Raw genomic sequence first — 26,132 nt, 5'->3', positions numbered from 1 at the left:
GTAAGCGTTTAAGCGAGAAATATAAGACATGAAGTATAGGTGCAAAACTTATACTTTCTTATATTTTCAACAAAAAGCAGGCTCAAACGTACCTATTCGGGACGTTTGAGCCTGCTTTGTTGTTACCTTAATTAATTTATCTGTTTAGCCTTGTTTAGGAGGCTGAAATGAACTCTTCAGTGAAACGATAAGATTGAATACAAGATGTCCAGGCGCCGAATATTTGCTATCCACATTAAAATAGCCATGACGGAAGAACTGGAATTTATCCTGAGCCACGCTATCCTTAAGCGCAGGTTCAACAAACCCTTGCAGGATTTCAATGGACTTAGGATTTAGCTGATCTAAGAAACTAGGCTCCGATTTCTCTACCGAGGAATCCAAACCTTCAACCTCCACAGCTTCATCCGCTTCTTCAGCAGAAATCAGAGGCTCATATAGACGGAATTCCGCAGGAACCGCTTGGCTAGCTTCAACCCAGTGCAACGTACCCTTTACCTTGCGGCCTGTAAACCCGCTTCCACTCTTCGTTTCTGGATCATACGTACAATGCAGCTCCACTACCTCGCCATTCTCATCCTTAATAACATCATTACATTTAATGAAATAAGCATGCTTCAGACGTACTTCATTGCCAGGGAACAACCGGAAATATTTGTTCGGCGGATTCTCCATAAAGTCATCACGTTCCACATAAATTTCACGCGAGAATGGAATTTGGCGTACACCCATTTCTTCATTCTCTGTATTATTCTCCGCTTCAAGCCATTCCGTTTGACCTTCTGGATAGTTGGTAATTACAACCTTAAGCGGTCGTAACACAGCCATAGTACGCGGTACAGTTAGCTTAAGATCCTCACGAATAAAGTGCTCCAGCATTTGCAGGTCCACCAGACCCTGACTCTTGGAGATCCCTGCTTCATATACGAATTTACGAATCGCTTCCGGTGTATATCCTCTGCGGCGCAGACCAGAAATCGTAGGCATCCGTGGATCATCCCAACCGTCTACATGTCCTTCGTCTACAAGCAGCTTCAGCTTACGCTTACTAGTCATCGTTTGAGCCAGATTCAGACGACCAAATTCATATTGATGAGGGACAGCTGGCATCTCACATTCAGCTACAACCCAGTCGTAGAATGGACGTTGATCTTCGAATTCAAGTGAGCAAAGGGAGTGGGTAACCCCCTCAATAGCATCTTCTAACGGATGAGCGAAGGTATACATTGGATAGATACACCATTTATCGCCTGTGTTATGGTGATGTGCATGTGTAATCCGATAAATGACAGGATCACGCAGGTTAATATTCGGTGACGCCATATCGATCTTGGCGCGAAGAACCTTCTCACCGTCCTTGAATTCGCCTGCACGCATACGCCGGAACAGATCCAAATTCTCTTCGATGCTACGATCGCGATGCGGACTATTCTTTCCTGGTTCCGTCAGCGTTCCACGCAATTGACGAATTTCATCCGCACTGAGGTCATCGACATAGGCTTTGCCCTTTGTAATTAATAATTCGGCGCGTTTGTACATTTCCTCAAAATAATCAGATGCAAAACGCAGCTCTTCCCATTCATAACCGAGCCACTTTACATCTTCCTGAATGGAGTTTACATACTCCATATCCTCTTTGGCCGGATTCGTGTCGTCAAATCTTAGATTAGTCTTACCACCGAACTCGTCCGCCAGTGTAAAGTTAATCCAGATCGCCTTGGCATGTCCGATATGTAAATAACCGTTCGGCTCCGGCGGAAAGCGTGTGACAACTTCCTTTACTTTACCTGTACGGAGGTCTTCGGTAATAACATTTTTAATAAAATTGGAGGGGGTAGTACGGTTCTCCACAGCTATCAACCTTTCATTCTGTAGTGTTACACTACTTCTTGTATAAACATGTTTCCTACTAATATACCCGTTAACTCTAGATTGTTCAATAAAAGGGGGCACAAGGTCAGGATCATTTTTTAGCGTCTTTAGACCTTTTGACTTCTCTGCGGGCGATAGAGTAGCATGATAATCATAAGAAATAATCCATAATCATACATAAGGCCTTGTGCCGAAAAGGAGGCAACCGCTTGTTTAATTATGTCATCGATGAAGAGCTGATGTTAAAGCCGCTCCTGCCTGAGCATGCTAGGCACATATTCGCGTTAGTGGAGCGCTCGCGGGAACGGCTTAGGCAATGGCTTCCTTGGGTGGACGCCGTTACGGAACAGGATCACAGCCTTAATTTCATCAAAAATGCTACAAAACAAGGCACCGAAAATGGCGGCTTCACCGCCGGGCTTTGGATTCGCGGCGAGCTGGCTGGCATCATTGGGTATCATCAAATTGACTGGCATAACCGCTCCGTAGGGATTGGTTATTGGCTAGGTGAAGGTTATGAAGGCAAAGGTTATATGACCAGCGCCTGTCGCGTCCTAGTGGACTATGCACTATTGGAAATGGAGCTGCAACGTGTAGAAATTCGCTGCGCGACCGGAAATGTTTCCAGCCGGGCGATCCCGGAACGACTTGGTTTTGTTCTTGAGGGTGTGATTAGACAGGCAGAGAAACTGCCTGATGGCTACGTCAACCATGCCGTATACGGTTTATTGCGTAGTGAATGGCAGCTGCTCGGCTAAGTTAGGCTAAGCCATGCAACACACATAAGCTCATAAATCAAAATAAACCTGGAAGGCATACGCCTCCAGGCTTATTTTGATTTGTAGATAGTGTTTAGCTCTCCGGCAGACCCAGCTGTTTTCGAAACTTGTTCCGAACTACGGCGGAGAGAGTTCCTAGCTCCGCAAGAACTGCCAGTGCAGCTTCCTCTTGCAGCCCTACTTGCATTAAATGTAGTACATGCGCCACGGACGCACCGCCAGCTCCACTTTCTTTTTTGACAATAGCATCTCCGGTTGAAATCTTTCCTTCACGAAGCACACGCAAGTAAAATCCGCTATATCTAGTGTCCAGCACTTGAGCCGGGAGATCTGCGGGGCCATGCTTTTGTGAGATTTTGAAGCAAGGATAACGCGGCTGACTGACCTGTAGCACAGTGGTACCTATTTCGTACACATCGCCAATGCACACGTCTGTCTCTAATAAGCCTGACGTTGTTATATTTTCTCCAAAGGCAGAGTAATCCAGTTTCTTCCCAAGCTGCCGCTGCCAGTAGGGATAATGCTCGATGGGATAGGCACAAACTGCCTTATCAGGGCCCCCGTGATGTTTCAGGTCCGCCTGACCATCTCCAACAAAACCATTGGCATGTAGCTGAACTGATCCTTCTACAGGCATTTTATAAATTCCAGTCTCCAAAGGTTTCCCCCGATAATCCACTGTTACCGGCCGCCCCACATTAAGCGAGATGATCTCCATATCCTTCTCCTCCTGCCAGCATACAGCACATAAATATTTCATCCACATATCGACCGCCAAGATAAAACTCCTCCCGCAGACGTCCCTCTTCCACAAACCCGCATTTACGATAAAAAGAAAGCGCTGATTCATTACAGGATAATACGCGTAGACGCAACTTACGAATGGCATTATCTGCGGCATGTTCCTTAATAGCCTCTATGAGCTGCCGGCCAATACCTAAACGTTGATAATCCGGATGAACAGCAATATTGACCTCGCACACATGCCTGTTACTCTCCATTCGACTAGGGCAGCCAAACCCAACATATCCGCATAGCTTGTCATCCTTTAGCGCTACTAGCTGCGAACCCGGGGGAGCATTCAGTAGGTAATCCTCTTGGGAACGCCAGATTAATGGCCCCGGGCTAGTGTCCTCCGTCCAGATCATATGATCCAGATGAATCAGTTCCCGCACGTCTTTAATTTCTGAGAACCTTATTATAAACCTGTCCCTGTTGCTAAGTTTCATAAAGATGTACACCCCTTGCCTTGCACCTCTATAGAATTCACAGTAGATCATTTGAATCCACTATGCTCAACTATCCTATTGACCGCTCCAATGAATTTCCTCGGCGGTTGATATACGCATGAACGATAAAGAATCCTACGGACAGCAGTGCCATCGCACATGCCAACCATGCGGTAGGCGCTAGACCTCCACTGTCGTATAACCTACCCATTAAGTATGGCCCAATCACCCTACCGACTGCCCCCATTCCTCCACTTAGCCCTAGATAGAAAGGAGCACTGCGACCTGCATGATCTGAAATAAAGGAAGGCATGGCCGGAGATATCAGCATTTCCCCAAGCGTAGCGAGTACCATCCCAAGCACTAAACCTGAATAAGTAGGCATCCATAAAAGAACAGCATACCCTCCTAAATAAAATAGAGCACTTACTGTCATTTGCGCCGTTGAGGTAGATGCGAACCAACGTTTAATTACTGTTACGAGCGGCTGAGCCGCAAAAATGAGAATTCCGTTAAGCGTCCAGAGAAAACCATAAGTCTTCTTAGGCCAGCCCTCAGAAATAATGAAAGGAGATACTCCTGTATTCCAGATAGAGTTACCTAGCAGTAGGAACATCGAGGCAATACCCATATAAAAATAAATTCGTGTGTGCCCCATTAGCTTCCAGGTGGATTGTTTGTCAGGACCAGCCTTCTGATGTTCTGCGACCTCCTGCGAAGAATCTCCTCCGACTTTCTTGAGATATACAAAAAAGAATACCGCAAATACCGCAGAAGTTACGCCGTTCATCACAAAGCTGAGCATATAAGAAATATCGGCCAAAAAACCACTTAACGCCGTACCCAGTGCTACACCAATATTATTGGCGACATAAATAACATTAAACAGCTCTCCGCGCTGCTTCGTAAAACGAAAGCCGATAAATGCCTGAATCGCAGGTAATGACAGTGAATTAAAGAGCCCTACCAGTCCCATCGCGACCATAAATAACGTCCAGTTGTTACTTGCTGCCGGCAAAGTGAACAGTGCAAGTGCATTCATGCCCAGCGCTCCAACAATCAGCCGGTTAACGCCTACCTTATGATAGAGTGAGCCCCCGAGTAGTTGACCCACAATCCCTCCAACCGATTGAATAAGAATCACTAATCCAGCATCCGACATGCTGCGTCCAAGCTCATCAAAAACATACATCGTAACCAGTGGCCACATCAGTGCACTACCCGTTGCATTAATAAGGCTAGCAATTAAAAATATCTTAACTTCTTTAGGATAATTCTGTAAAAACTTCATAAGTAGTGTACATCCCCTGTAATATATGTGTCATTATTCCATCCAGTATTATCCCAAAACAGGGTTCAGGGCAAGCAGACGCATTGACGTGCTATCGTGATAAAGTATTAGTATACTTCACTTCTTATTTAGGGCTAACTTCTAACGTCGCTGAGAAAAAAGCGGCACCGTTCACGTCCACTGTCCGCCCTATTTTTATTATCTATTTATATTTTATAGTTGCCGCTGTCGTCCGTAAAGTAGACTGAACGATAATGAAGTGTTTCATTATTACAAAGCCGGGGTAATAGTGCCTAGAAACACTCCCCCTTTTAAAATTCGCCGTGCATCCGATTTCGTTCCCCCGAGCTCGGAGACATCACGGCGGATTTTATTTGTCTATACAGCAAAAAGCACCCCTCGACTATTCTAAGGAGTGCTCTATAAGATAGGTTTAGGCGTGTTTCTTTACACCGCTGCCGGACATGCTGTCCACGGACTGAATAGATGCAGGCTCTTTACGCAGGTAAGCCATCCAATAAGCTGCCGCAACAAAGATTGCACCACCCGTCAAGTTGCCTAGCCATACCGGAACAAAATTGTTAAAGTACTCTCCCCATGAAAAATAACCTTCAAAAATAGCTGCGGGAATTAAGAACATGTTGGCTACAACGTGCTGGAAGCCGATAGCTACAAAAGCCATCGTCGGGAACCAGATGCCGAGGATTTTGCCACTGAAGTTATCTGCTCCATAGGAGAGCCATACCGCCAAAGCTACGAGCCAGTTACAACCTATCCCGGAAACAAATGCCGGAAAGAAGTTTGCTTCAAGCTTATGTCCTGCCATCTCCACTAATTTTTCCAAATACACACCGTCAGAGGTTAAACCAACTACGTGACCGAAAAAGTAAGCTACAAACAAAGCTCCCGCCAGATTGCTTAGGGTAATCAATACGAGATTCTTAACAACCTCCCAGAAGGATATCTTCTTAGCCATAAAAGCAAGTGGCACAGCCATCATATTGCCTGTCAGTAGTTCTCCCCCTGCAAGCAGTACTAAAATCAACCCAACAGGGAAGACAGCTGCTCCAATAAAGTTAGCGATGGATCCCCATTCATGTGGTGCGCCAGCAATAACGCGAATATCCAGTAAAAATCCGAGCGCGATAAACGCTCCTCCCAGAAAGCCCAGAATTAATACGGTGCTTAAAGGATTATGCGCCTTTTTTATGCCGTTCTCGACCGTGACTGCGGCAATCTGCTGCGGTTTATTATAAGCCATGATTCCTATCCCCTTCATCTATTTACTTAAAATTTGTTCCTTTACGACCATTGTAGCGTGTCATAAAACACATTAACGTGATAATTATCACTTAATGAAAAACTAAGTGAAACTTTTCACTGACATGTCAAATTTAACGAAGCGCATCCATAATTACATTTGTAAGAATAAGCTCCATATTATTTTAAAGGTAAATAGTACCAGCTTCAATCACAAAAAACCGGAGCCATATATGGCTCCGGTTTACCCACCTTTATTGTTCACAGGCAATTAAATTATACGGTTACTGCCTCTTTGCTTGGTACTGATGCTGGTAGCGATTCGAGGCCAACTGTATTCAGGAAGTTCCAAGGCTTGTTGTAATGAGGTTGGAAGAAAAAATCGATAAAGGCAAGCTGATCGATTGTCATTTTATTTTGAATACATACAGATACTGTGTTGATTGATTGCGTCAAATCCGTCTTGGACAAGATTTGCGCTCCGAGAATGCGGCGTGTGGCGCGATCAAATACCACTTTTAATTGCACCTGCTCGAAGGTTGGCATAAATTCTGGACGGTAGTTGTCAATAATCATGGTAGTTTCTACATCCATCCCTTCAGCCTTAGCCCCTTCTTCAGTAAGACCTGTAGCAGCGATATTATCTTCATAAATCTTAATGCCCGAAGTCCCTTGAGTGCCCATATAAGGAATCGTCTCTGTCACTAAGTTACGTGCGACCAATGTGCCCATCCGTACTGCATTGGTTGCCAGTGGAATATAAGCGTGCTTACCTGTAGGGTTGTAATGAATCGCGCAGCTGTCACCAGCGGCATACACATCTGGGCAACTGGTCTGCATATAATCATTGACCAGAATTGCGCCATTTGGCAGCATATCCACTTGACCTTTTAACAGCTCAGTATTTGGACGGAAGCCGATGCAGAGAATTACAAGATCCGTCTCATGCTCCCCTTCACTTGTGATAACCTTGGTAACTTTACCACCTTCACCAGCAAAAGAACTTACCTTCTCATTCAGCGCTAATTTAATACCATGGTCCTTAAAGGATTGTTCGATCGGCGCAGTAAACTCTGGGTCTAAATATTTATTCAAAATACGATCCTCACCATCAATGAGCGTAACTTGCTTTCCGTTCATTTGGAAGGCTTCCACCAACTCAACGCCGATATATCCAGCACCTACAACTGTGATTTTATTTGCTTGTTTAGCTTTTTCTATAATGGTATTGGAATGATCATAGTTCTTGCAAAGTAAGACGCCTTCCAGCTCAATCCCTTCGAGCTTCGGCACAATAGGCCATGATCCCGTAGTCATAATCAGCTTATCGTAGGTATCGTCAAACTCCTGTCCGGTTGCCAAATTGCGAACACGCAATGTTTTGGACTTCGTATCCACAACAGTCACTTCATGACGCATGTTGGTCTTTACACCAAGCTCAGCAAGCTTCTCAGGGGAAGAATAGAATAGCCCGTGTGGGTCCTTGACCACTCCACCTACATATAAAGCAATTCCACAGGATAAGAAAGAAATATTATCATTACGCTCATACACCGTAATCTCGGCTTCCGGGTGAAGCTTAGCAGTATTTACAATTGCGGCAGTTCCGGCATGGGTACATCCAATGACAGCTACTTTCATTATTTTCTTCCTCCTTCAAATGGACAACCTGGTTATATATTCGAATTGCTTGACTGACCAAATTAGATATCTGATCACCGATGAGTTAATTGTGATTTATTTCACTTTATAAACTGATTATATTGTGATATTTATCACATTACAAGTCTTTTCGCCTATATTCTCAGATTGTTCACAATTTTAAGCATTTTCCGTCACTGCTGCCGATTGCGACCTCGTTAGCTTTGCCATGGGCGTAGAACATTATGTTCTGCCCCCTCAGGATATACTTTCTTATAACGCGCAAAAAAGGCTTCCCCCTAAACCACAGGGAAAAGCCTGATCATAAAATAAATCTACACCAAACCGTGAATTACGCCATCCTCATCCATCCATAGTGCCTCAGCAGCAGGCTTAGCCGGTAGACCTGGCATCGTAACAATATTGCCCGTAATCACTACAGCAAACCCTGCACCGAGCGAAAGGGTAATATCACGGATACCTACCGTGAAACCTTCTGGAGCGCCAAGAAGTCTAGGCTGATCTGAGAAGGAATAAGGGGTCTTCGCCATACATACTTGAAGATTATTTAACCCAAGGCGCTCAATCACCGCTAGACTGCGTTTAGCCGCAGGGGAAAAGTTAACCTCCGCACCACGGTAAATTTCACGAACAATCTTGGTGATTTTGGAAGAGATGTCGAGTTCATTCTCATACAGAGGAGCAAAACGTTCAGTATCTCTCTGGTCCAGAAGTTGCTTTAGTTCCGAAGCCAACTCTTGTCCGCCCGCACTACCTTCTGCCCATACCTTGGATATTGCCGCAGGAACGTTCAATCGTCGACAAGCTTCCACAACGTCATTAATCTCTTCTGGGCTATCCCCTTCAAAATGATTAATAGCAACAAGAACAGGTACTCCAAATTTGCCGAGATTCTCTACATGGCGCTCCAAATTAGACAATCCAGAGCGCAGCGCCGTCCGGTTCTCGGTTTGGAGCTCATTCTTAGGTACACCACCGTTATATTTCAAGGATTTCACCGTCACGACAAGCACTGCCGCTGAAGGGGTTAGACCCGCTTGCCGGCATTTGATATCCATGAATTTCTCTGCACCAAGATCCGCTCCGAAGCCTGCTTCCGTAACAACAACATCACCCAGCTTGAGTGCATATCGAGTACCGATAACACTACTGCAGCCATGGGCGATATTCGCAAATGGACCACCGTGTACAATAACAGGAGTGCCCTCCAGGGTCTGCACCAGATTAGGCTTAACTGCTTCCTTCAGCAGCGCTGTCATCGCTTCAACTGCCCCTATTTGCTCGGCCGTTACAGGCTGTCCTTCTTGGTCATATCCAATCAAAATACGGTTCAGACGCTTTTTGAGATCACTCAGATTATCACATAGGCATAATACAGCCATAATCTCAGAAGCTGTTGTAATCTGAAATCCACTTTCCCGCACAGCTCCATTTCCCTCTCCGAGTCCTGTCATGATATTCCGCAGACTACGATCATTCATATCCATCACGCGTTTCCAAACGATACGCTGCGGATCAAGACCCAGCTCATTACCTTGGAAGATATGATTGTCAATCATCGCAGACAATAAATTATGTGCAGAAGTCACCGCATGAATATCACCCGTAAAGTGCAAATTAATCTCATCTGCCGGAATGATCTGTGACTTGCCGCCGCCCGTGGCACCACCTTTCATGCCTAAGCATGGTCCGAGGGATGGTTCACGCAAGGCAGCCACTGTTTTTACTCCTGCTGCGTTCAATGCCTGTGCCAGCCCAATGGTTGTTAAGGTCTTCCCTTCGCCAGCAGGGGTTGGATTCACCGCAGTGACCAATACCAGCTTGCCATCTGGTTTGTTCTTCATGTCTTCCCATAAGGACGGTGATAGTTTACTTTTATATTTGCCGTATAGTTCCAGATGCTCTTCGTCAATTCCCGCTTGTGCTGCTACCTCTGTAATTAACTTCATGCTCGTATTGAACCCTCCTGCCGTTATTATCCTGCTGTATTCCACGCTTTATGCATATTTTGCATGGGCATTACATTCTCTTCAAAGGATACATGGTCTCTGTAAAGCGTCAAGTATAATTTATCACAACAAAATTTAAGGTGCCTATTCTATATTCCTATGTAAAAAAAGAAAATCCCGTCGAAGCTCGGCCAAAGACCGAGATCGAAGGGATACTTGTAAAAGAACAATTCATCAGTCCCTAAATAATCTACAATAAGGACTCAATCTGTTCTGACATCGTTTCTGGTGATTCCTTAGGCTCAACCCGAGCGACAACACGGCCGCTACGATCTATAAGGAACTTCGTGAAATTCCAGCTAATGTCGCTGCTGTCTCCAGCACCGGGTTGCTGCTCTTTTAAATAATTAAAAAGAGGGCTGGCGTCCGGTCCATTCACATCCACTTTGGCAAACACAGGAAATGTAACGCCATAATTAATCTGACAGAATTCTTCTGCCTCTTCACTTGTACCCGGCTCCTGACCCGCAAATTGGTTACAGGGGAATCCTAATACTACAAGTCCCTGATCCCCATACTGCTCGTACAGCTTTTGGAGATCTCCATACTGCGGTGTAAGCCCACATTTGCTCGCCGTATTGGCAATCAGCAGCACCTTACCTTCATACTCCGTGAATGACACTTCTTTACCCGAAGGCGTAACACCGGAAAAATTGTAGATCGACATCGTTATTCCCCTTCCTTCCATGTACTTAGACTACACTACGTATCTTACCCGAACTGTAATAGAATGCAACTTATCGAAACTCTCTAACCACAAAGAAAGAAAAAAGCAGCCCTATATATTGCTTAGGACTGCTCTCTATGATTCTGTTATTTGGATACCGGTACAACATCATAATATTCTTCCAGTGTAATATCTTTATCCACGATATAAGTAGCTATATCCTTGCCTACATAACGAATATGCCAAGGCTCATACTTATATCCTGTAATGTCCTGCTTACCTTCTGGATAGCGGATGATAAAACCATATTCCGCTACATGCTGTGCCAGCCACTCCGCTTCCTTCGTCCCACCGAAACAGCTCTCCGCAGCACATTTTCCATCACTTCCTGAGACATCGATAGCAAGTCCTGTCTGATGCTCACTGTAGCCCGGTACGGCACTGTATGTGCGGGCCATTTCTTCTCCGTCTTTCTCTACATAACGATTATACAGTGTCGTCTGGGTTTTCTGAGAACGGTAAGCTGAGACACCAGCCAAATAAATTCCGTCGTCCTCCGCACCTGCGAACATTTTCTCTAAAGCTTTGGCAGCTTCACTGCGCATCATACGTTTTTCAATTTTCTCTTTAAATGTAAACCGTACATCCGGGTAGACAAGATCGGCTGGTTTATAATTATCAGGCAGTCCATACTCCTTATTTACCATCACAGCTATGCTGTCAGGCCCTTTAAAAGAATCATCAGTGCTATTTCCCTTGCCGTTACTATCCGGTTCGGACGGATCAGAGGGATCCGTTGTATTAGATGGATTAGCTACCACTGGGTCTGTTATGCCCTCTTCAGTGCTATTACCATCTTCACCAGGCTTAGCTTGAAGATCATCCTGCACATTTATATTGGAACCGCTACTATCTGAAGCAGAAGGAGAAGGCGTCGTATACTTCCCAATCCCCCACCCAACAGCAATAACGACAATTAACAAGACTAATATTTTTAATTTTTTAGACATCTGCAAGTTCTTCCTCCTCGAAGTCGAAACACTATATTTATCTATTAGACAGGCTTTCCTTCAAAAATGTTACACTAAGATCCTTTTTTAGACAAATATCGCTCAAATCTGCCCACAAAATAAAGTTACCATAGGTGATTAGCTTGTCTGCTAACTTCCCTATGGTAACAAGTTTTAGCTATGAAATTCCACTTACTTTATCTGGATGTGCCTCTGCCGCCGCTTTTAAAGCCGCCGGAGCTGCCACGTCCACCGCGTGAGGAGCCAGAGTTTCCGCCGTTGCGGCCACCTTTACCAGCGCCACCCTTGGCACCACCGTAACCGCCTTTGCTACCTTTTCCACCTTTACCGCCGCCTCTAGACGGGCTTGCACCGTAGCCGCTGCCTAAGCCGCCTCGTGGCGTGCCTCCAACGTAGGCACCACCGTCTGCACCTCTGGCTACGTTCTCGCTGTAGCCAGTGCTTGGTCCGCCCTTGCGGTTCGCAACGCGCGAACCAGTGCTAGGTGCTGCCGCGTTGCCGCTGGCGGGCGCCTCGCCTCTGGAGGCGAAGGCGCCATAGCCGCCGCCTACTCGCACTACGCCGGCAGCCTTGCCGCCGCCCTTTGGAGCGGCAGCGTCATAACCGCTGCCGCCACGCTTGCCAGCCGCCGCATCAGAACGGCCGCCGCGGCGACCTTCTGCAGGCGCACCCCAGCCGCCTGCTTCCTTACCGCGGCCGCCTGCTTCCTTACCGCGGCCGCGGCCACCTTGCCGCGCTCCGCCTTCGCCGCGCGGAGCTCCGCCGCGGCCAGAGCCGCCGCTCTTTGGTCCGCGGCCCGTACGCGCTGCCTCAGCACCACCGCTTTGACGACCGCCGTGGCGTCCGCCGCCTTGTACTGCAACGAATTCGCCAACGCCGAATTCATCCTTGTCGTAACGGCGACGATCCAGGCGCTGCGATATGCCGTGCTCAATCAAATCTAGTCCATCTTGCTCACGTGGAGAAGTGAACGTGATTGCAAGCCCTTTACCTCCGGCACGGCCTGTCCGGCCGATCCGGTGAATATAGCTATCCACATCAAGTGGCATATCGTAGTTAAAGATATGGGTGATACCTTCGACATCCAGCCCCCGAGCCGCTACATCTGTAGCTACAAGAAGCTGCAGCTTCGCATCACGGAATCTCTTCATTACACCTTCACGTTTACCTTGAGACAAATCGCCGTGCAGCTCATCACAATCATAACCTGCTGCTTGGAGTGCTTCGTTCAGCTTGGACACCCGACGTTTAGTCCGGCAGAAAATAATAGCCAAGTAAGGACGATCCCGTTCAATCAATGCTTTGAGTGCCTCTTCTTTATTACGATCTGAGACTTCCACGACTTGCTGTTTGATATTATCCAGCGGAATCGGAGAACCACTCTTAATAATGATATCCAGAGGCTCTTTCATGTAATTAGCTGCGAGACGTTTAATCGGATCTGGCATCGTCGCAGAGAACAACATCGTTTGACGGCGATAAGGAACAGCCGTAATAATGGTCTCTACATCCTCCAAGAATCCCATATGCAGCATTTGATCCGCTTCGTCCAGAACGAGCATCTTAACGCCACTAAGATCGAGCGTCTCCCGGCGCATATGATCTAGCAGTCTACCCGGTGTACCGATAATAAGATGTCTGCCGCCTTCGAGCTTACGCAGCTGCTTCTCAACATCCTGACCACCATAAACGGCCAGGATTTTGATATCCGTATGACGCGCCAGCTTTCGTGCCTCTTCTGTAATCTGCAAAGCGAGCTCACGAGTTGGAGCCATAATTAGCGCCTGCGGATAAGCTCGCTCCGTGTGGATCTTGTCCATAATTGGCAGCAAGAAAGCTAATGTCTTCCCTGTACCTGTCTTCGCTCTTGCAATTACATCCAGACCCTGCACCAATGGCGGTATTGCTTCCTGTTGCACTGGTGTAGGCTTAACGATGCCTTGACCTTGAAGCAATGTACACAGTAATTCTGAAACACCTAATTCTTTAAATCCCGGCAAATTCTCCACCTCACTATTTTCTCAGTTAAATTTGATTACATCTCTTACTTAACTTCCGTCTTCCAAAGCCCTATTCAGGCAGCCCCTACCCGACTGTCCTTTTGGGGGCGTATGCTTCCGATTCAGCTATATTCAAACAAAAGCGGAAGAACCCCGTCACCGGCATTCTTCCGTCCCATGTATCCCTTGACCCGTTAAAAGAGTGCGGTCAAAGTTCGGTTTCTGGGCAGCAGCGATCCACCGGACGTTTAGACGGCACTCCATTTGCGTTCCATTCCACTTTATACAATAGAAGTAAAGTTAAGCTTAGAAAGTTATCTTTTATATTGTACTTGATAGAACGGCATTTGTGTGAAACTGCAGAATAATAATTATTCTATCCTGTAGTTGTAGGTTAGAACCTTCCTGATTTAAAAATCGCAAAGATCAACCATAAGAACATCAGAAGCGCTACTACGCCGCCAATCTCCACTGTAGGGAAATTCCATAACACTGAAGGCTGACCGCGCATTGCAGTGCCAATAATGAGTCCAACCATGATGATACTGAACGCAAGCATCACAATACTAAACGCTAAGCGGTTCCCAACCCGGTCCAGCTTTCGCTCTAAATTCTTTATCTCAGGTGCCACTACCTCCACCTTTATTTTCCCCTTACTAATTAGCGCGGATAACTGCCTTGCCTGCCCAGGAAGCTCTAGAAGACTCTCCGTTAAATCGGCTACGCCTCCAAGGAGCTTGCGCTGCAATCGGGGACCACTAAATCGCTGCTTCACAAGTTCCCGTCCAAAAGGCTCTGCCATCTCTAAAATGCTAATCGTTGGATCCAAGTTGCTAATGACACCCTCAAGCGTCAGCATCGTCTTACCAAGCATCGTTAGATCCGGCGGAAGGACTAATCGATGCTTGCGAGCAATGCCAAACAAATCATTTAGCGCTTTACCTATGCTCATCTTACTAAACGGAACATCATAATACTCTTCGCGAAGTCGATCCATATCATTATGCAACGCCGTTCGATCAGCATCCTCAGGGATGACTCCGAGACGCAAAATTGCCCGGACCATCGCATCCGTATTCTTGCGCATTAGTGCGATGACAAGCGCAGACAGCTGCTCTTTCATCTCTTCGTTCAGCCGACCCATCATGCCAAAATCAATCAAAGCCAGCTTCCCATCAGCCATTCGTATAACATTCCCTGGATGCGGATCCGCATGAAAAAAGCCATGAATGAAGATTTGCCTTAGCATCATTTCCACGAGCTGCTGAGCGATAACCTTAAGCCTAACTCCGTTACTCAATAACTCATCGCGACGACTCAGCGTAATCCCTACCACATATTCCATCGTCAGCACCCGTGCTGAAGTGTAGTCCCAATAGATATCCGGGATGTATACTCCGTCATAATCCATCTGTTGAGCAATTTTCTCTGCATTGCGGCCTTCTTGGCCGTAATCCAGCTCGCCAAGCAGAGATTTCGAGAATTCCTCTACCATACGGGACAACTGATATTGCCTTGCCCAGCCTAGCTGCTTCTCAGCAAGAGCACTTAGATCTTTGAGAATTTCCAAATCTCTACTCATCGTTCGCAGTATGCCAGGGCGCTGAACTTTAACAGCCACCACCTGCCCACTATCAAGAACAGCTCTATGCACTTGACCGATCGACGCAGCCGCAAGGGGAGTATCCTCAAAGGAATTAAAGATTTCATCCATCCGTTGATCGAGTTCATGCTCCACAATCGTGCGCACGCGCTCCACAGGGAACGGGGGGACATTATCCTGTAGTTTTACCAATTCTTGAATAATAGAATCAGGCAGCAGATCCGAACGGGTACTGGCGAGTTGTCCAAGCTTAATAAAGGTTGGACCCAAATCCTCCAATACGAGCCGAATCCGCTCCCCGAGCGTAAGACTTGTATGAGCTTCTTGCGTTACAAGACGGCGTGGAAGGGATAATAAATGATAGAGCCCCAGCTCCTCCACCATATAGCCAAAACCATGGTGCATAAGCGCCATGGCAATGGACCGGTATCGTCCGGCATGTCTAATACGTACTGCCATTTAGTCCGTACGCGTTTCCGCCGATGTTCCTTCTAGATGGGAAATGCCCTCCAGCTCGGCCAATCGACGCTCCAATACAGCAATTCGGCCTTCCAGCTCATCAATATCACTTTGTGCAGGAACCTTCATTTCCTTTAACACGCGTTGTACTTGTTCTTGTACAACAGACTTGAGCATACCTCGCTCTTCTTCACCGCGTTCAATCAGACGGTCAACTAGGGCCTTAGACTCCGAAGGAGCAAGCTCCCCACGCTTCACTAGCTCCTCAACAACCTTTTCTACTTTTTCCTTACTAACAATGGTGAGGCCCACTCCTAAAGAGATCGCTTTTTTAAACAAATCACTCATAGTACTTCCTCCCAAAGATTCCGTTTCGTTACAAACGGAGTTGATGATTAAAGTATACCTCACTGTGTGCGTATTTCAAAAAAATGCGATATCACTCAGTTGCTTACCGGAATGCGTGCAGCCCAAGTAGCTGCCTGCAAGATCAGTTTACGCAGTGCTGGATGGCGGAAGGATGGCTCATGATGCCCAGGCATAAGGAATACTACTCGTCCTAAACCATAGCTGTGGCACCATGCAGCTGGAAGCCATTGCCCCTCCGATTCATACTGAAGAAGAATAGTCCGATCTGTGAACGGATCAAATTCGAAATGATAAGGCTCTTCATCCAGCTGGAAGTCTTCAACGCCCTCAGTAATGTCATGCTCCAGCACCTTAAAATTCATTGGCTCGTAAGCGGTGTGACCATTAAAGCGGCCCCCGATCAGCTGAGCTAATTCGTTACGCTTCGTCAATGAAGCACCTGTATGAAGAACAATTAGTCCTCCACCACCGCTCACGTAGCTGAGTAGGCCAGCGGTTTGCTGAGGAGATACCGTTTCATTCCATAATTCGTTGTAGGCAATGCATAAGTCATAACTTCCCAAATGCTCAATGCGCATCATTTTTTTATTTTCTGAACACTGAACGGTTAATAAATCATTTAAGATCTCGCTAATTTGTTGGTCCACTCCTTGAAGTGGATGGAAACGGGGATGGGTATAATCACCAAGTAACAGACATTTTCTTTTGTCCATGGGGATCCTCCTCCTTATTCATTGTTATTATTCATCACATGTTGCCTATATTCTAAGGAAAACTGCTGCGAATGTCCATGCAGATGGCAGGTTTACTACTCTTAAGGCATTCTCTTCCGGGTAAAAAAGCATCCCCACCCATTGAACCCGGCGGGAATGCTTCTGTGTGGTAACGTCGATCTTGTAAAGCTGCCGCACATTGTGGGCTAGCGATTCGCCCCCACATATTTGCCCAGCTCTACAATCATACTCCCCATCCGTTCATGCTCAGGCATGATGATACGCTGTACGCCCTCTTCCTTAAGTGCCTCAGAGGTAATACGCCCTACAGAAACAGCAAGCACTTTATCCTCGAAAGACTTCAGCATCTCCTCCAGCTTACCCTGTTCCCGAGCAAATTGAGAGAGGAAACGAAATTGTGGCGCACTCGTAAAAGCCACGGCATCAATCTTACCTTCTATGATTTCTGTAAGCAATCTTTCAAGCTCACCCGGTTCTGGTAGAGTATGACGATACGGCAGCACTTGGCGGGTATTCGCCCCAGCCTCCTGCAGCCATTCGAGCATACGAGGCGCTGGATCGCCGTGCAGCTGCAGTACGACCTCCTTGCCCTGCAAATCCAGAGATTGAAGCCCACGAATCAATCCGGTCGTACTTCCGTCGTCGTCACGAACCTCCGGCGTAAGTCCTCTTTTTTTCAAAGCATTCACTGTCTTATAACCCCGTGCAGCAATAATAGAACCAGAAAGGACTTCTAAGAAACGCTCAGCGATATTCAGGCGTTCAGCCGTTTGGAAGAGAGCATCCAGTCCCATGCCTGTGGTAAGGATCACCAAATAAGGCGGATCACTAATCCATGAATTCAATCCTTCCTCCAACGCCTCATCATCAAGAAAGACAGTACCTTGAGCAGGTCGGCATAACGCCGTCCCCCCCATATTTTGCACCAGCTTGGCCATCTCTTCCGATTTGCGCGGACCCGCCAAGGCGACCGTGAACCCCTTCAGTTGCTCTGCCATGTACTATTATCTCTCCTCTCTCCGTTGCCTAACCCAACATTATTGTTTATCAGTATACTTGCAAAGGGCTGCAAAAGGGAAGATAAAAGCATCGTTTTCCTATATGAAATATATATTATTACTTGGAGGAGTGTATTTTAAAGCTACTCACAAGCTTTTGCAGTTCCTCTGCAAGATGGCTAAGATCGGTAGATGAAGATGCCATCTCCTCAACAGAAGCGAGCTGCTCTTGCGCTGCCGTTGCGATGGTCTCTGTATTCACAGCCGCTTCTTCAGAAATGCCACGAATCTCTCCTATAGCCTTTTCCATGTGATCTGATTCCACCAATAAGGTCTGTACAGCCCCACCCATTGCCTCAATTTTCTCTGCGGCACTCTTGACCGCTCTACGAATACGGGAGAAAGAACGTCCGGAAGTATCCACGGCCTCAATCCCTTCGGTTACGCGCTGCTTTGTGTCTTCCATCGTATGGGTCACCAGTGTCATCTCACTATTAATGGCGGTAATCTGCTCAGCAATCAAATGCGCTGATTTCTCTGATTCCTCTGCCAGCTTACGCACTTCAGCAGCAACAACGGCAAATCCACGGCCATGCTCTCCAGCTCTGGCCGCCTCAATAGATGCATTGAGAGCTAACAGATTGGTCTGACGGGCAATCCCTGTGATGACGCCGACAATGCCCTCAATTTGACCGGTCCTTTCATTTAGCTTGTCGATTACACTGCCAAGCTCACCCACCGTTCTATCGATACCATTGATCTTATCCACCACGCTGATGACAGAATCATTTCCTTCCGAAGCAGAGAGTGAAGTCTTGTCCATCATCGCAGAGACCTGCTCCATATATACAGAAATATGATCCACTTCGCTGGTCGTCGCCGCTGTACTTTCCATTCCTTTTCGTACACCAATTACCTGCCGTTCAGTCCCTGCTGCTACCTCCTGAATTGCTATCGTCATTTGTTCGATCGTTTGAGCATTCTGCTCCGCACTGGCAGTTAGCTCTTCGGCTGAAGAGGAGACATTACTCGTCATCTCCTGCACACCTATGATCATCTCGCGCAGGCTGAGCACCATTAATTGAAAGTTCTCTGCTAGCATACCAATCTCATCTTTACGGAAAGCCCCCATGTCTTCGGACAGATCCCCTTTAGCTATCACTGCAGTTGCTTTGCGCAGACGGGTAAGCGGCTTCAGAATAGATTGAATATTAAAATAAACCACGATCAGTGCAAGTAAAACGGAAACTACGATAACAAGCAGCGCTGTATCGCGAATCCCGCTTGTTGCCGAAGTCACTTCATCTATGCTTATCGTACCGCCGATTCTCCAGCCCGTAAGCTCATTCACCATAAACGTCATCTTTTTGTGCGTATCCTTGTAAACATAATCAAAGGTACCTTGTTCTTCCTTGAACATTTCCTTTACAAAATCAGCCGATGATTCCTGCCCAATAACCTCTGTTGGATGAACAAGATATTTCTTGCTGTTATCAAGGATAATAATATATCCTTCCTTGCCAACCTTAGCCGAGGTCAAAGCTCCTAAAGTGGAGAGATTGAGATTCAAGGTAACCACCCCGTCTCCGCTCTTCAGGACCGTTGATATGGCAACTGCCGTTTCCTGATTTACGGTTTGAAAGGCCGGAGAGATCACCACACCCTTCCCGTGCTTCAGAGAATTCACATAAGCACTTTCCTTCCTTGGATCGTAGCCTTCAGGTAGCTTGGCTTCCGAAGCATGGATAGATTCCCCTCTGCTTGTACTAACATAGATGTCTAGAACATCAGGATGCAGCACAGCATATTCCTTCAGTCTGGATTCCATAGAAGCTGCCGTCTGCCCAGTTGCCTCCCTGTTGGCACTCTCAGCAGTGAACTCAGCGGCAAAATAAGAAATAGCATCTATTTTGGATTGAATATTCGAGTTGATGATTTCATTTACTGCCACAACACTTTCAGTAGCATTGCTCACCAGATGATCTTCCACTTCATGGCTGGCAGATTGATAGGTACGCCAACCTATAATGATACTGGGTAAGAGCAGAACTAGTAGGTATGTAAGAATTAATTTGGTTCGGATACTCATACCCGCTTTTTTGTTCATAGTTGTCATCACTCTCTCTCTCTTCGAGTCTTAAAGAAGGACTTATTTACCAGACTTACTATATAATTATATATCCTCCTTTGGAACCGATTTTCCTCCTATCTTTCTTCATTTTTCTCATCATTCTTAAGAATTGTCATATAAACGCAACAAAAAGACCGCCTCAAAGAGCGCGATCTACTCAAATAAGCCTATTTCTTATCATTACCGCAGCAAAAGGCTCCGGTTCTTTCATCCCTAGTTCACGTTCTTGTTCTTGCAGTTCGGGCAGACGCCTCCGAATACCACATGAGCATGACCAATCGTATAACCTGTATCCTTGGCCACTGTGTTCATCCAGTCTCGTGGAACTTGGTTCATTACCTCATCAACCGCACCGCAAACCTCACAAATGATATGCTGGTGATCATCCATGCGGGCATCATATCTGCTGGCAGCCTCACCGAGCTTGAGCTCACGAATCATTTGTTTATCTGAAAGATAACGAAGAGAGTTATATACAGTACCGTATGCTAAGCTATGACCTTGCTCTACTAGCCGGTTCATCACTTCCGCGGCTGTGGGATGGTCATGTGAATTAAGGACGATATCGTAAACGGCTTGACGTTGGGAAGTCAAATTTAGACTTTTCATTGCTATCATCCTCTAACTTATTTTTAGATCAAGTATAAATCGCGAACGTAAGAACGTCAATCCCACTTTTATCCACTGTTTACTCTCTCAGCTACTTAATCAATCCAGAATATTTGATGTCAACGTCAGCTTTGACCTGAAAATCGAGACCCGCATAAAGCCCCTTCCACACTTCCATTTCGGTATCATTATTAAAATGCCTGGCTCCATAGTGCAGACCCCACCCAAATGGATCCAGACCACTAGCTTGAATTTTAGTCAATAACGATAATATATCTTGTTCCAGTTCTCTTCCCCCGGCTGCCGCAATCCCCTCCAACTTACCATTAGTCACCAGATCCGGACTGCTACTTTCTTCGAGAATCCCTCTAATCTTAATATGATATCGAATAGTAGCTTTCCCGTGCTCTGGCGTCAGAATTTTGTAGTCTGAGGACGATCTCTCTGTGTAGTACTGATACATAACTCCCTCTGAATGGGCCGGCAAATTAGTTCGTAAGTTCGAGCGCGACAGCAGATTATATAACCGTGTTTCGTTGGGAGTAAGAACCATTTTAATTTTCTCATTATTAAGCAGAGCAATTTTATTTATTAAAAACTCCTTATCCCCTCTTGCCTCGATAATCGGTAGAATCGGATCAATTCCCTTCTCATAAATATTTCTCATCAGCTGAAAGGAATATACACTAGAAATAAATGGAGACTCCGTGCCTTGTCCACTCATCGCCAGAATAAGAGAATTTGATGGGATCCGCTCCGATTGGGGTCTTACCTGTAGAACCTGAAGTGCTTCCGGACGCCCTATTGCGAAATTAAGAATAAGCTGCATATCTCTACGTCGCACAGCCCAATCCATAACATGTAGAATGTCTTTACGCGCAACCCCCTCCCCCAAAATAATCGATTTACAATGGGAGTAATCAAGCTCCTTTTCCACTCTGGATTTCATTCTACGAAGCGCTTCCGAAATGCTCGGAGACTCCTCAGTCAATATTTGCATCTTCTCATCAATCTTGGTAACATCCCCTTGAGGGATGGCAAGCTTCAAGCTAATCTTAAAATTGCCTTCTTCTGCACCTTGATCAACGCCGATCGCCAGCACAAAAATCCGCAAATCAATCTCCTTGAAGTCACAACCAGAAAGAAGAAGGAATAAGGTAATCCCAATTCCGGCAAGGAATCTTCTCACAGGTTCCCCCTCCTAACTTTGCGATAACAATAAAATAACAGAGCGATGATGAACATCTCACCAAACCAGCGAATTTGCAGAAACCAGGCACCAAACATGTTAAGTTGATATTGATTCAGCCCCATTAAGGACAGAACCATTGCGCTAAACAAGACTAGGATGCTCCACTCTTTCCATTGCTCTGCTTTTGGGGACTGTTTTTTTACAGATGAAACGGCACCTTTAAAAAGCTCTAGACCTCCATGCCAATGAACAATTACACTCACCAGAGATAAACTCAAATAGGCAAAATAAAAAATAAACAGCATCCGTTCAATAATAAAGGATTCCATCCGAATACTGTCGGCCGTCGAGAACCATGTATACACATGTCTATCAATTGCAATGGTTCCAAAGTAACCGATAGGGACCAAAAAGGTTAAGAGAAGTACGAGCAGTCCCTCCACCCCTAAAATCCAAACATGCTTTAGCTTCAGCCCATGAAATACCCGATTAAATATAGCCAGGTTTAAGTAACCACTAAAAGAAAAGGTAGCTGCCGAAAGGCTCATTAGGTCCGGCTTATGCCAGAAGTATGTAATGACCTGCAGAACAGAATCCCAATTGAAGTCCGGATTGGTCAATGCTTTTACGAGGCCATAAATAATTAACGGTAAGGTTACGCTGAGAATGATTTCAAGCCCATACAAGATGGATAGAGAATCGAAACGACAGCAGATGCAGACCAGGACTAAAAAACTGATCACAACAGTATAAGGACTCGAATCCGGACTGATAAACCGCAGCGTGATATCTACAAAAGAAAGTAGCGTAACCCCACCGGCCATACACCATAAACCAGCAAAAAGGAGTAGCAAGGTTCTGGCTAACTTCTTAGGAAGCAAAGAGTAAAATATTTCTGGAAAACCCTCTCCGGGGAACTTAGCAATCAATACAGTAAATATATAAACAAACAAAGTGCCAAAGATCGTCCCAATTAGAATGGATATCAAAGCACCTGAAAAACGTCTGTCTATTAGTTCCCTAGGAACAAAATTAATGATATTAATCAAGCTGTTCATCAGAAAAAGACAGTAGAAATAACGGCTTTTGGCCATCAATATTTCCCGCCCTTCTTCTTACCAAAGTTATCAAGAAAAAACAATCTGAAATAGGGTTGCCCAAAACTCCGTTGATTGCATAGATACATCGCGAACCCCACCACACAGATCACTACACCAACCATCCCTAGAACAGCGGCAGCTATAAGAAAAATGTACTTCAGCACGCGTATCGACAAGCTCATCATATTCAACGGAATCAGAAAATTGGATATTGCAACGGCCGAGACCAATATAATCATAATGTTACCTACAAGCCCTGCAGCCGTAGCTGCTTGACCCAAGATTAGACCTCCGACCGTCGTGGCCGTAGGACCAATCGCCTTGGGAAGCCGTAAACTCGCCTCGGTCAGAAATTCCATCATCATAAGCATTAAGAGCACTTCTACAAAAGATGGATAGGGCACAGTCGCACGACTACCTGAAATGAGCAGTGCAACCTGTACACGAATAATCTCGGGGTTATAAGAGGTAAGTGTTACATAGATCGCAGGCAGCCACAACGTCATGCACACACCGATAATCCGGAGTAGCTTTAAGAACCGACCCACAATAGGAAATTGGATTTTATCATCCATGGATGTAAAGAAATCGTTAAATATGGAAGGCAACACTATCGCATATCCCGTTGTATCCAGGAGTATCGCTACTTTTCCTTCAGACAAATTAAATACGACTCTATCAGGCCTTTCGGTCACAATGGACTTGGGCAATATTCTCAGACTGTCACTACTTATAAATTTCTCAAGTTCTCCCATAGCCTGCAAAATATCAACCTTTAGGGTACTCATCTTCTCCCTTAATTCCTCTAACACATTATGATCAACACGCTTAGTATCATATAGGATTGCCACCTTTGTTTTGGAGACATCGCCGATGACCATGGTTTCCATTTTGAGATTAGTGGATTGATAGCGCCGACGAATCATGTTCAGATTCACCGCAAGATCCTCCGTTAGCGCATCTGAAGGTCCCTGAGAAATGCTTTCTGCAGACGTTTCACTGACACCACTACTTTCCGTACTCATTGCGTCATAAAAACAAATCACATCATTTATGCTAAGAAGAACATATCCGCTAAGCAAAAGATTGATCGCTGTTTCATTCGTAGTCTCTTCTTCCGTGCCCGGATACGTCGTAATGTAATCAAGGTAAGCGTTAGTATCGCCCATCTCATAAAATGGTGTAATCACATGGCGACTGAGTGTCTGCGAATCTGTAACGCTTTTAATATAAATTAAGTTGATCTGCCCAAAAGGCGCTACGAGCGTCCTTTCGATTAAATCGGCGAATCCGTCCAATTCACCCTTGATCCATTCCAGAGAAACATCGTGCTTATCCTGTTGAACTGACATGGATCATCCCTCCTAATTATCCTGCGCTTCCCGGATGCCACCTTATTTTGGCACTATTTCTCTGAATTCATGCACTACACATATGAACACAGAGTTTCTTTTAACGGGTCTGTGGTAATAAATGAAATGAGTATTGTATAGATGGAGGGATAATAAGATGGATCCACATCGTAAAATAACGCAAGGTCTCCCGCAATTTCCTGAATCATTATGGAGAGACACTACGGATTTACCGACTTTTCCAAAGCTGACTGAAAATATTACTACAGATGTCGCAGTGATCGGCGGCGGGATTACAGGCATTACTACAGCCTATCTCTTAAGCAAAGCTGGATACAAGGTCACGCTATTGGAGGCAGGGGAAATTCTCAGCGGTACTACGGGGTTTACAAGCGCCAAAATCTCTGCCCAGCACGGATTAATCTACAATCATTTGATGAAGCATTTCGGAAAAGAGAACGCCCTTCTCTATTATCAATCAAATCATAGGGCTATGAATTGGATCATAAATACAGCTGAAGAACTTGAAGTGTCTTGCGGCATGAAACGTGAAGCAGCCTATCTATACGCGGATGCTGAAGATCATAAAACGCTTAAAGAGTTGGAAGAAGAGTATAAAGCCTATGAACAATTGGGTCTGCCCGGTGAATGGCTGGATAACGTATCTATCCCTCTGATGGCGAGCGGTGCGATTAAATTACCAGGACAAGCTCGTTTTCACCCCCTGCAATATCTGAAGGCCTTGTTGAAGGTTATCGTGGAAAAAGGTGGCGTGATCTATGAGCATACGATGATGACGGACAAGGTGGAGAAGAACGATAAGCTTACGCTTTTTACAGAAAAGAATGACCACCGCATCACCTGCCGTTACGCTGTGTCGGCTTCTCATTTCCCCTTCTACGATGGAGGTGCGTTATATTTCTCGCGACTTCATGCTGAACGTTCCTATTGTATGGCGATCCAGCCCGAAACGGATTTTGAGGGTGGAATGTATTTAAGCGCCAGCGAACCAACCCGTTCTCTGCGTGCTGTGGAGTGGGAAGGACATCCTCTGGTTATCGTAGGTGGGGAGAATCATAAGACAGGCCAAGGCATCTGCACGATAGGTCATTATGAGAATCTGGAACTGTTCGCAGGTCACTTGCTGGGCATCAAATCGATCCCTTACCGCTGGTCGGCACAGGATTTAATTACCCTGGACAGGGTTCCCTACATCGGCAAGATTTCAGACAACGAAGAGATTTATATCGCTACGGGATTCGGAAAATGGGGCATGACAAGCGGTACCTTGTCCGCTCAAATCATCTCGGATCAGATTCAGCGCAAAGATAATCCATATACAGAGCTATACGATCCATCCCGCTTCAAAGTTGGCGCCAGCCTAAAGAACTTCTTCGTTCAAAATGCCAATGTGGCAAAAGAGCTTGTAGCGGGAAAAGTTGAGATCGTCCATAAAAAGACAAGTGACCTGGAGGCAGACGAAGGAGCCGTTGTCTTCCATGACGGCAAACGGGTTGGCGCCTACAAAGATCCAGAAGGTAAACTTCATCTGGTGGACAGAACTTGTACGCATATGGGCTGTGAATGCGAATGGAACGACGGCGATCGTTCTTGGGATTGCCCTTGCCACGGCTCCCGTTTCTCCTATGATGGAGAAGTATTGGAAGGACCTGCATCGGTGCCACTGACGAAGCTTTACGAATAAATTGAGGTCCTTTGGCAGGGGCGGTTGTGAATGCCGTATAGCATTCAGGTATAATAGGACATGAATGAAGCATTAGCTTC

The 26,132-nt window shown here is 45.9% G+C and carries 21 protein-coding genes; 2 read left to right on the top strand and 19 right to left on the bottom strand.

Annotated features, from left to right (window positions below):
• Positions 1-144: 144 nt before the first annotated feature.
• Complete coding sequence (locus tag CA600_RS19190) at positions 145-1,851, bottom strand: glutamine--tRNA ligase/YqeY domain fusion protein (protein ID WP_094872105.1); 1,707 nt, start codon at positions 1,849-1,851, stop codon at positions 145-147.
• Between the two features lie 230 nt (positions 1,852-2,081).
• Between CA600_RS19190 and CA600_RS19185 the strand changes: the two genes are divergently transcribed.
• Complete coding sequence (locus tag CA600_RS19185; RefSeq protein WP_094872103.1) at positions 2,082-2,630, top strand: GNAT family N-acetyltransferase; 549 nt, start codon at positions 2,082-2,084, stop codon at positions 2,628-2,630.
• 94 nt (positions 2,631-2,724) lie between these two features.
• On the opposite strand, the gene CA600_RS19180 is transcribed toward CA600_RS19185, so the two are convergent.
• The 18 genes from CA600_RS19180 to CA600_RS19095 all read right to left on the bottom strand — a co-directional run bounded on the left by CA600_RS19180 (position 2,725) and on the right by CA600_RS19095 (position 24,347).
• Positions 2,725-3,369, bottom strand: a complete 645-nt coding sequence (locus CA600_RS19180; protein ID WP_094872102.1) for an MOSC domain-containing protein — start codon at positions 3,367-3,369, stop codon at positions 2,725-2,727.
• Positions 3,350-3,880, bottom strand: coding sequence for a GNAT family N-acetyltransferase (locus tag CA600_RS19175; protein ID WP_094872100.1), 531 nt, complete (start codon positions 3,878-3,880; stop codon positions 3,350-3,352). The genes CA600_RS19180 and CA600_RS19175 overlap by 20 nt, the downstream gene beginning before the upstream one ends.
• 70 nt (positions 3,881-3,950) lie before the next feature.
• The gene (locus CA600_RS19170) at positions 3,951-5,171 is read right to left on the bottom strand and encodes an MFS transporter (RefSeq protein ID WP_094872099.1); all 1,221 of its coding nucleotides are present in this window, start codon (positions 5,169-5,171) and stop codon (positions 3,951-3,953) included.
• Positions 5,172-5,604: 433 nt separating this feature from the next.
• Positions 5,605-6,432, bottom strand: coding sequence for a formate/nitrite transporter family protein (locus CA600_RS19165; RefSeq protein ID WP_094872097.1), 828 nt, complete (start codon positions 6,430-6,432; stop codon positions 5,605-5,607).
• A 275-nt stretch (positions 6,433-6,707) separates the two neighbouring features.
• Entirely contained in the window at positions 6,708-8,072 is a 1,365-nt protein-coding gene (locus tag CA600_RS19160) for an FAD-dependent oxidoreductase (protein ID WP_094872095.1), read from the bottom strand.
• 335 nt (positions 8,073-8,407) lie between these two features.
• Complete coding sequence (locus CA600_RS19155; protein ID WP_094872094.1) at positions 8,408-10,042, bottom strand: formate--tetrahydrofolate ligase; 1,635 nt, start codon at positions 10,040-10,042, stop codon at positions 8,408-8,410.
• A 250-nt stretch (positions 10,043-10,292) separates the two neighbouring features.
• A complete protein-coding gene (locus tag CA600_RS19150; RefSeq protein ID WP_094872092.1) occupies positions 10,293-10,769 on the bottom strand; it encodes a glutathione peroxidase in 477 nt (158 codons plus the stop codon).
• Between the two features lie 146 nt (positions 10,770-10,915).
• Positions 10,916-11,779, bottom strand: a complete 864-nt coding sequence (locus tag CA600_RS19145) for a M15 family metallopeptidase (RefSeq protein WP_094872091.1) — start codon at positions 11,777-11,779, stop codon at positions 10,916-10,918.
• 197 nt (positions 11,780-11,976) lie between these two features.
• A complete protein-coding gene (locus CA600_RS19140) occupies positions 11,977-13,800 on the bottom strand; it encodes a DEAD/DEAH box helicase (protein WP_094872089.1) in 1,824 nt (607 codons plus the stop codon).
• 394 nt (positions 13,801-14,194) lie between these two features.
• Entirely contained in the window at positions 14,195-15,862 is a 1,668-nt protein-coding gene (locus CA600_RS19135; RefSeq protein WP_094872088.1) for an ABC1 kinase family protein, read from the bottom strand.
• On the bottom strand, positions 15,863-16,210 hold the full coding sequence (locus tag CA600_RS19130; protein ID WP_094872086.1) for a phasin family protein: 348 nt from the start codon (positions 16,208-16,210) through the stop codon (positions 15,863-15,865).
• A 95-nt stretch (positions 16,211-16,305) separates the two neighbouring features.
• Positions 16,306-16,944, bottom strand: coding sequence for a ThuA domain-containing protein (locus CA600_RS19125; RefSeq protein ID WP_042192549.1), 639 nt, complete (start codon positions 16,942-16,944; stop codon positions 16,306-16,308).
• A 206-nt stretch (positions 16,945-17,150) separates the two neighbouring features.
• Positions 17,151-17,963: a uroporphyrinogen-III synthase gene (locus CA600_RS19120; RefSeq protein WP_094872085.1), complete on the bottom strand. Its 813-nt coding sequence runs from the start codon at positions 17,961-17,963 to the stop codon at positions 17,151-17,153.
• A 118-nt stretch (positions 17,964-18,081) separates the two neighbouring features.
• Positions 18,082-20,079 (bottom strand): methyl-accepting chemotaxis protein, encoded by a 1,998-nt coding sequence (locus tag CA600_RS19115; RefSeq protein WP_094872083.1) that lies wholly within the window; start codon positions 20,077-20,079, stop codon positions 18,082-18,084.
• A gap of 228 nt (positions 20,080-20,307) precedes the next feature.
• A complete protein-coding gene (locus tag CA600_RS19110; protein WP_042131422.1) occupies positions 20,308-20,703 on the bottom strand; it encodes a Fur family transcriptional regulator in 396 nt (131 codons plus the stop codon).
• A gap of 91 nt (positions 20,704-20,794) precedes the next feature.
• Positions 20,795-21,892, bottom strand: coding sequence for a Ger(x)C family spore germination protein (locus CA600_RS19105; protein WP_094872082.1), 1,098 nt, complete (start codon positions 21,890-21,892; stop codon positions 20,795-20,797).
• Complete coding sequence (locus CA600_RS19100; RefSeq protein WP_094872080.1) at positions 21,889-22,989, bottom strand: GerAB/ArcD/ProY family transporter; 1,101 nt, start codon at positions 22,987-22,989, stop codon at positions 21,889-21,891. The genes CA600_RS19105 and CA600_RS19100 overlap by 4 nt, the downstream gene beginning before the upstream one ends.
• Positions 22,989-24,347, bottom strand: a complete 1,359-nt coding sequence (locus tag CA600_RS19095) for a spore germination protein (protein ID WP_094872079.1) — start codon at positions 24,345-24,347, stop codon at positions 22,989-22,991. The genes CA600_RS19100 and CA600_RS19095 overlap by 1 nt, the downstream gene beginning before the upstream one ends.
• Positions 24,348-24,504: 157 nt before the next feature.
• Here CA600_RS19095 and CA600_RS19090 point away from each other — a divergent pair, with 157 nt between their 5' ends.
• A complete protein-coding gene (locus CA600_RS19090; RefSeq protein WP_094872077.1) occupies positions 24,505-26,052 on the top strand; it encodes an FAD-dependent oxidoreductase in 1,548 nt (515 codons plus the stop codon).
• Positions 26,053-26,132 lie beyond the last annotated feature (80 nt).

Source organism: Paenibacillus sp. VTT E-133280, from assembly GCF_002264385.1.
Lineage (GTDB): Bacteria > Bacillota > Bacilli > Paenibacillales > Paenibacillaceae > Paenibacillus_AQ > Paenibacillus_AQ nitricinens.
This window is presented reverse-complemented; position numbering and strand designations above follow the sequence as displayed.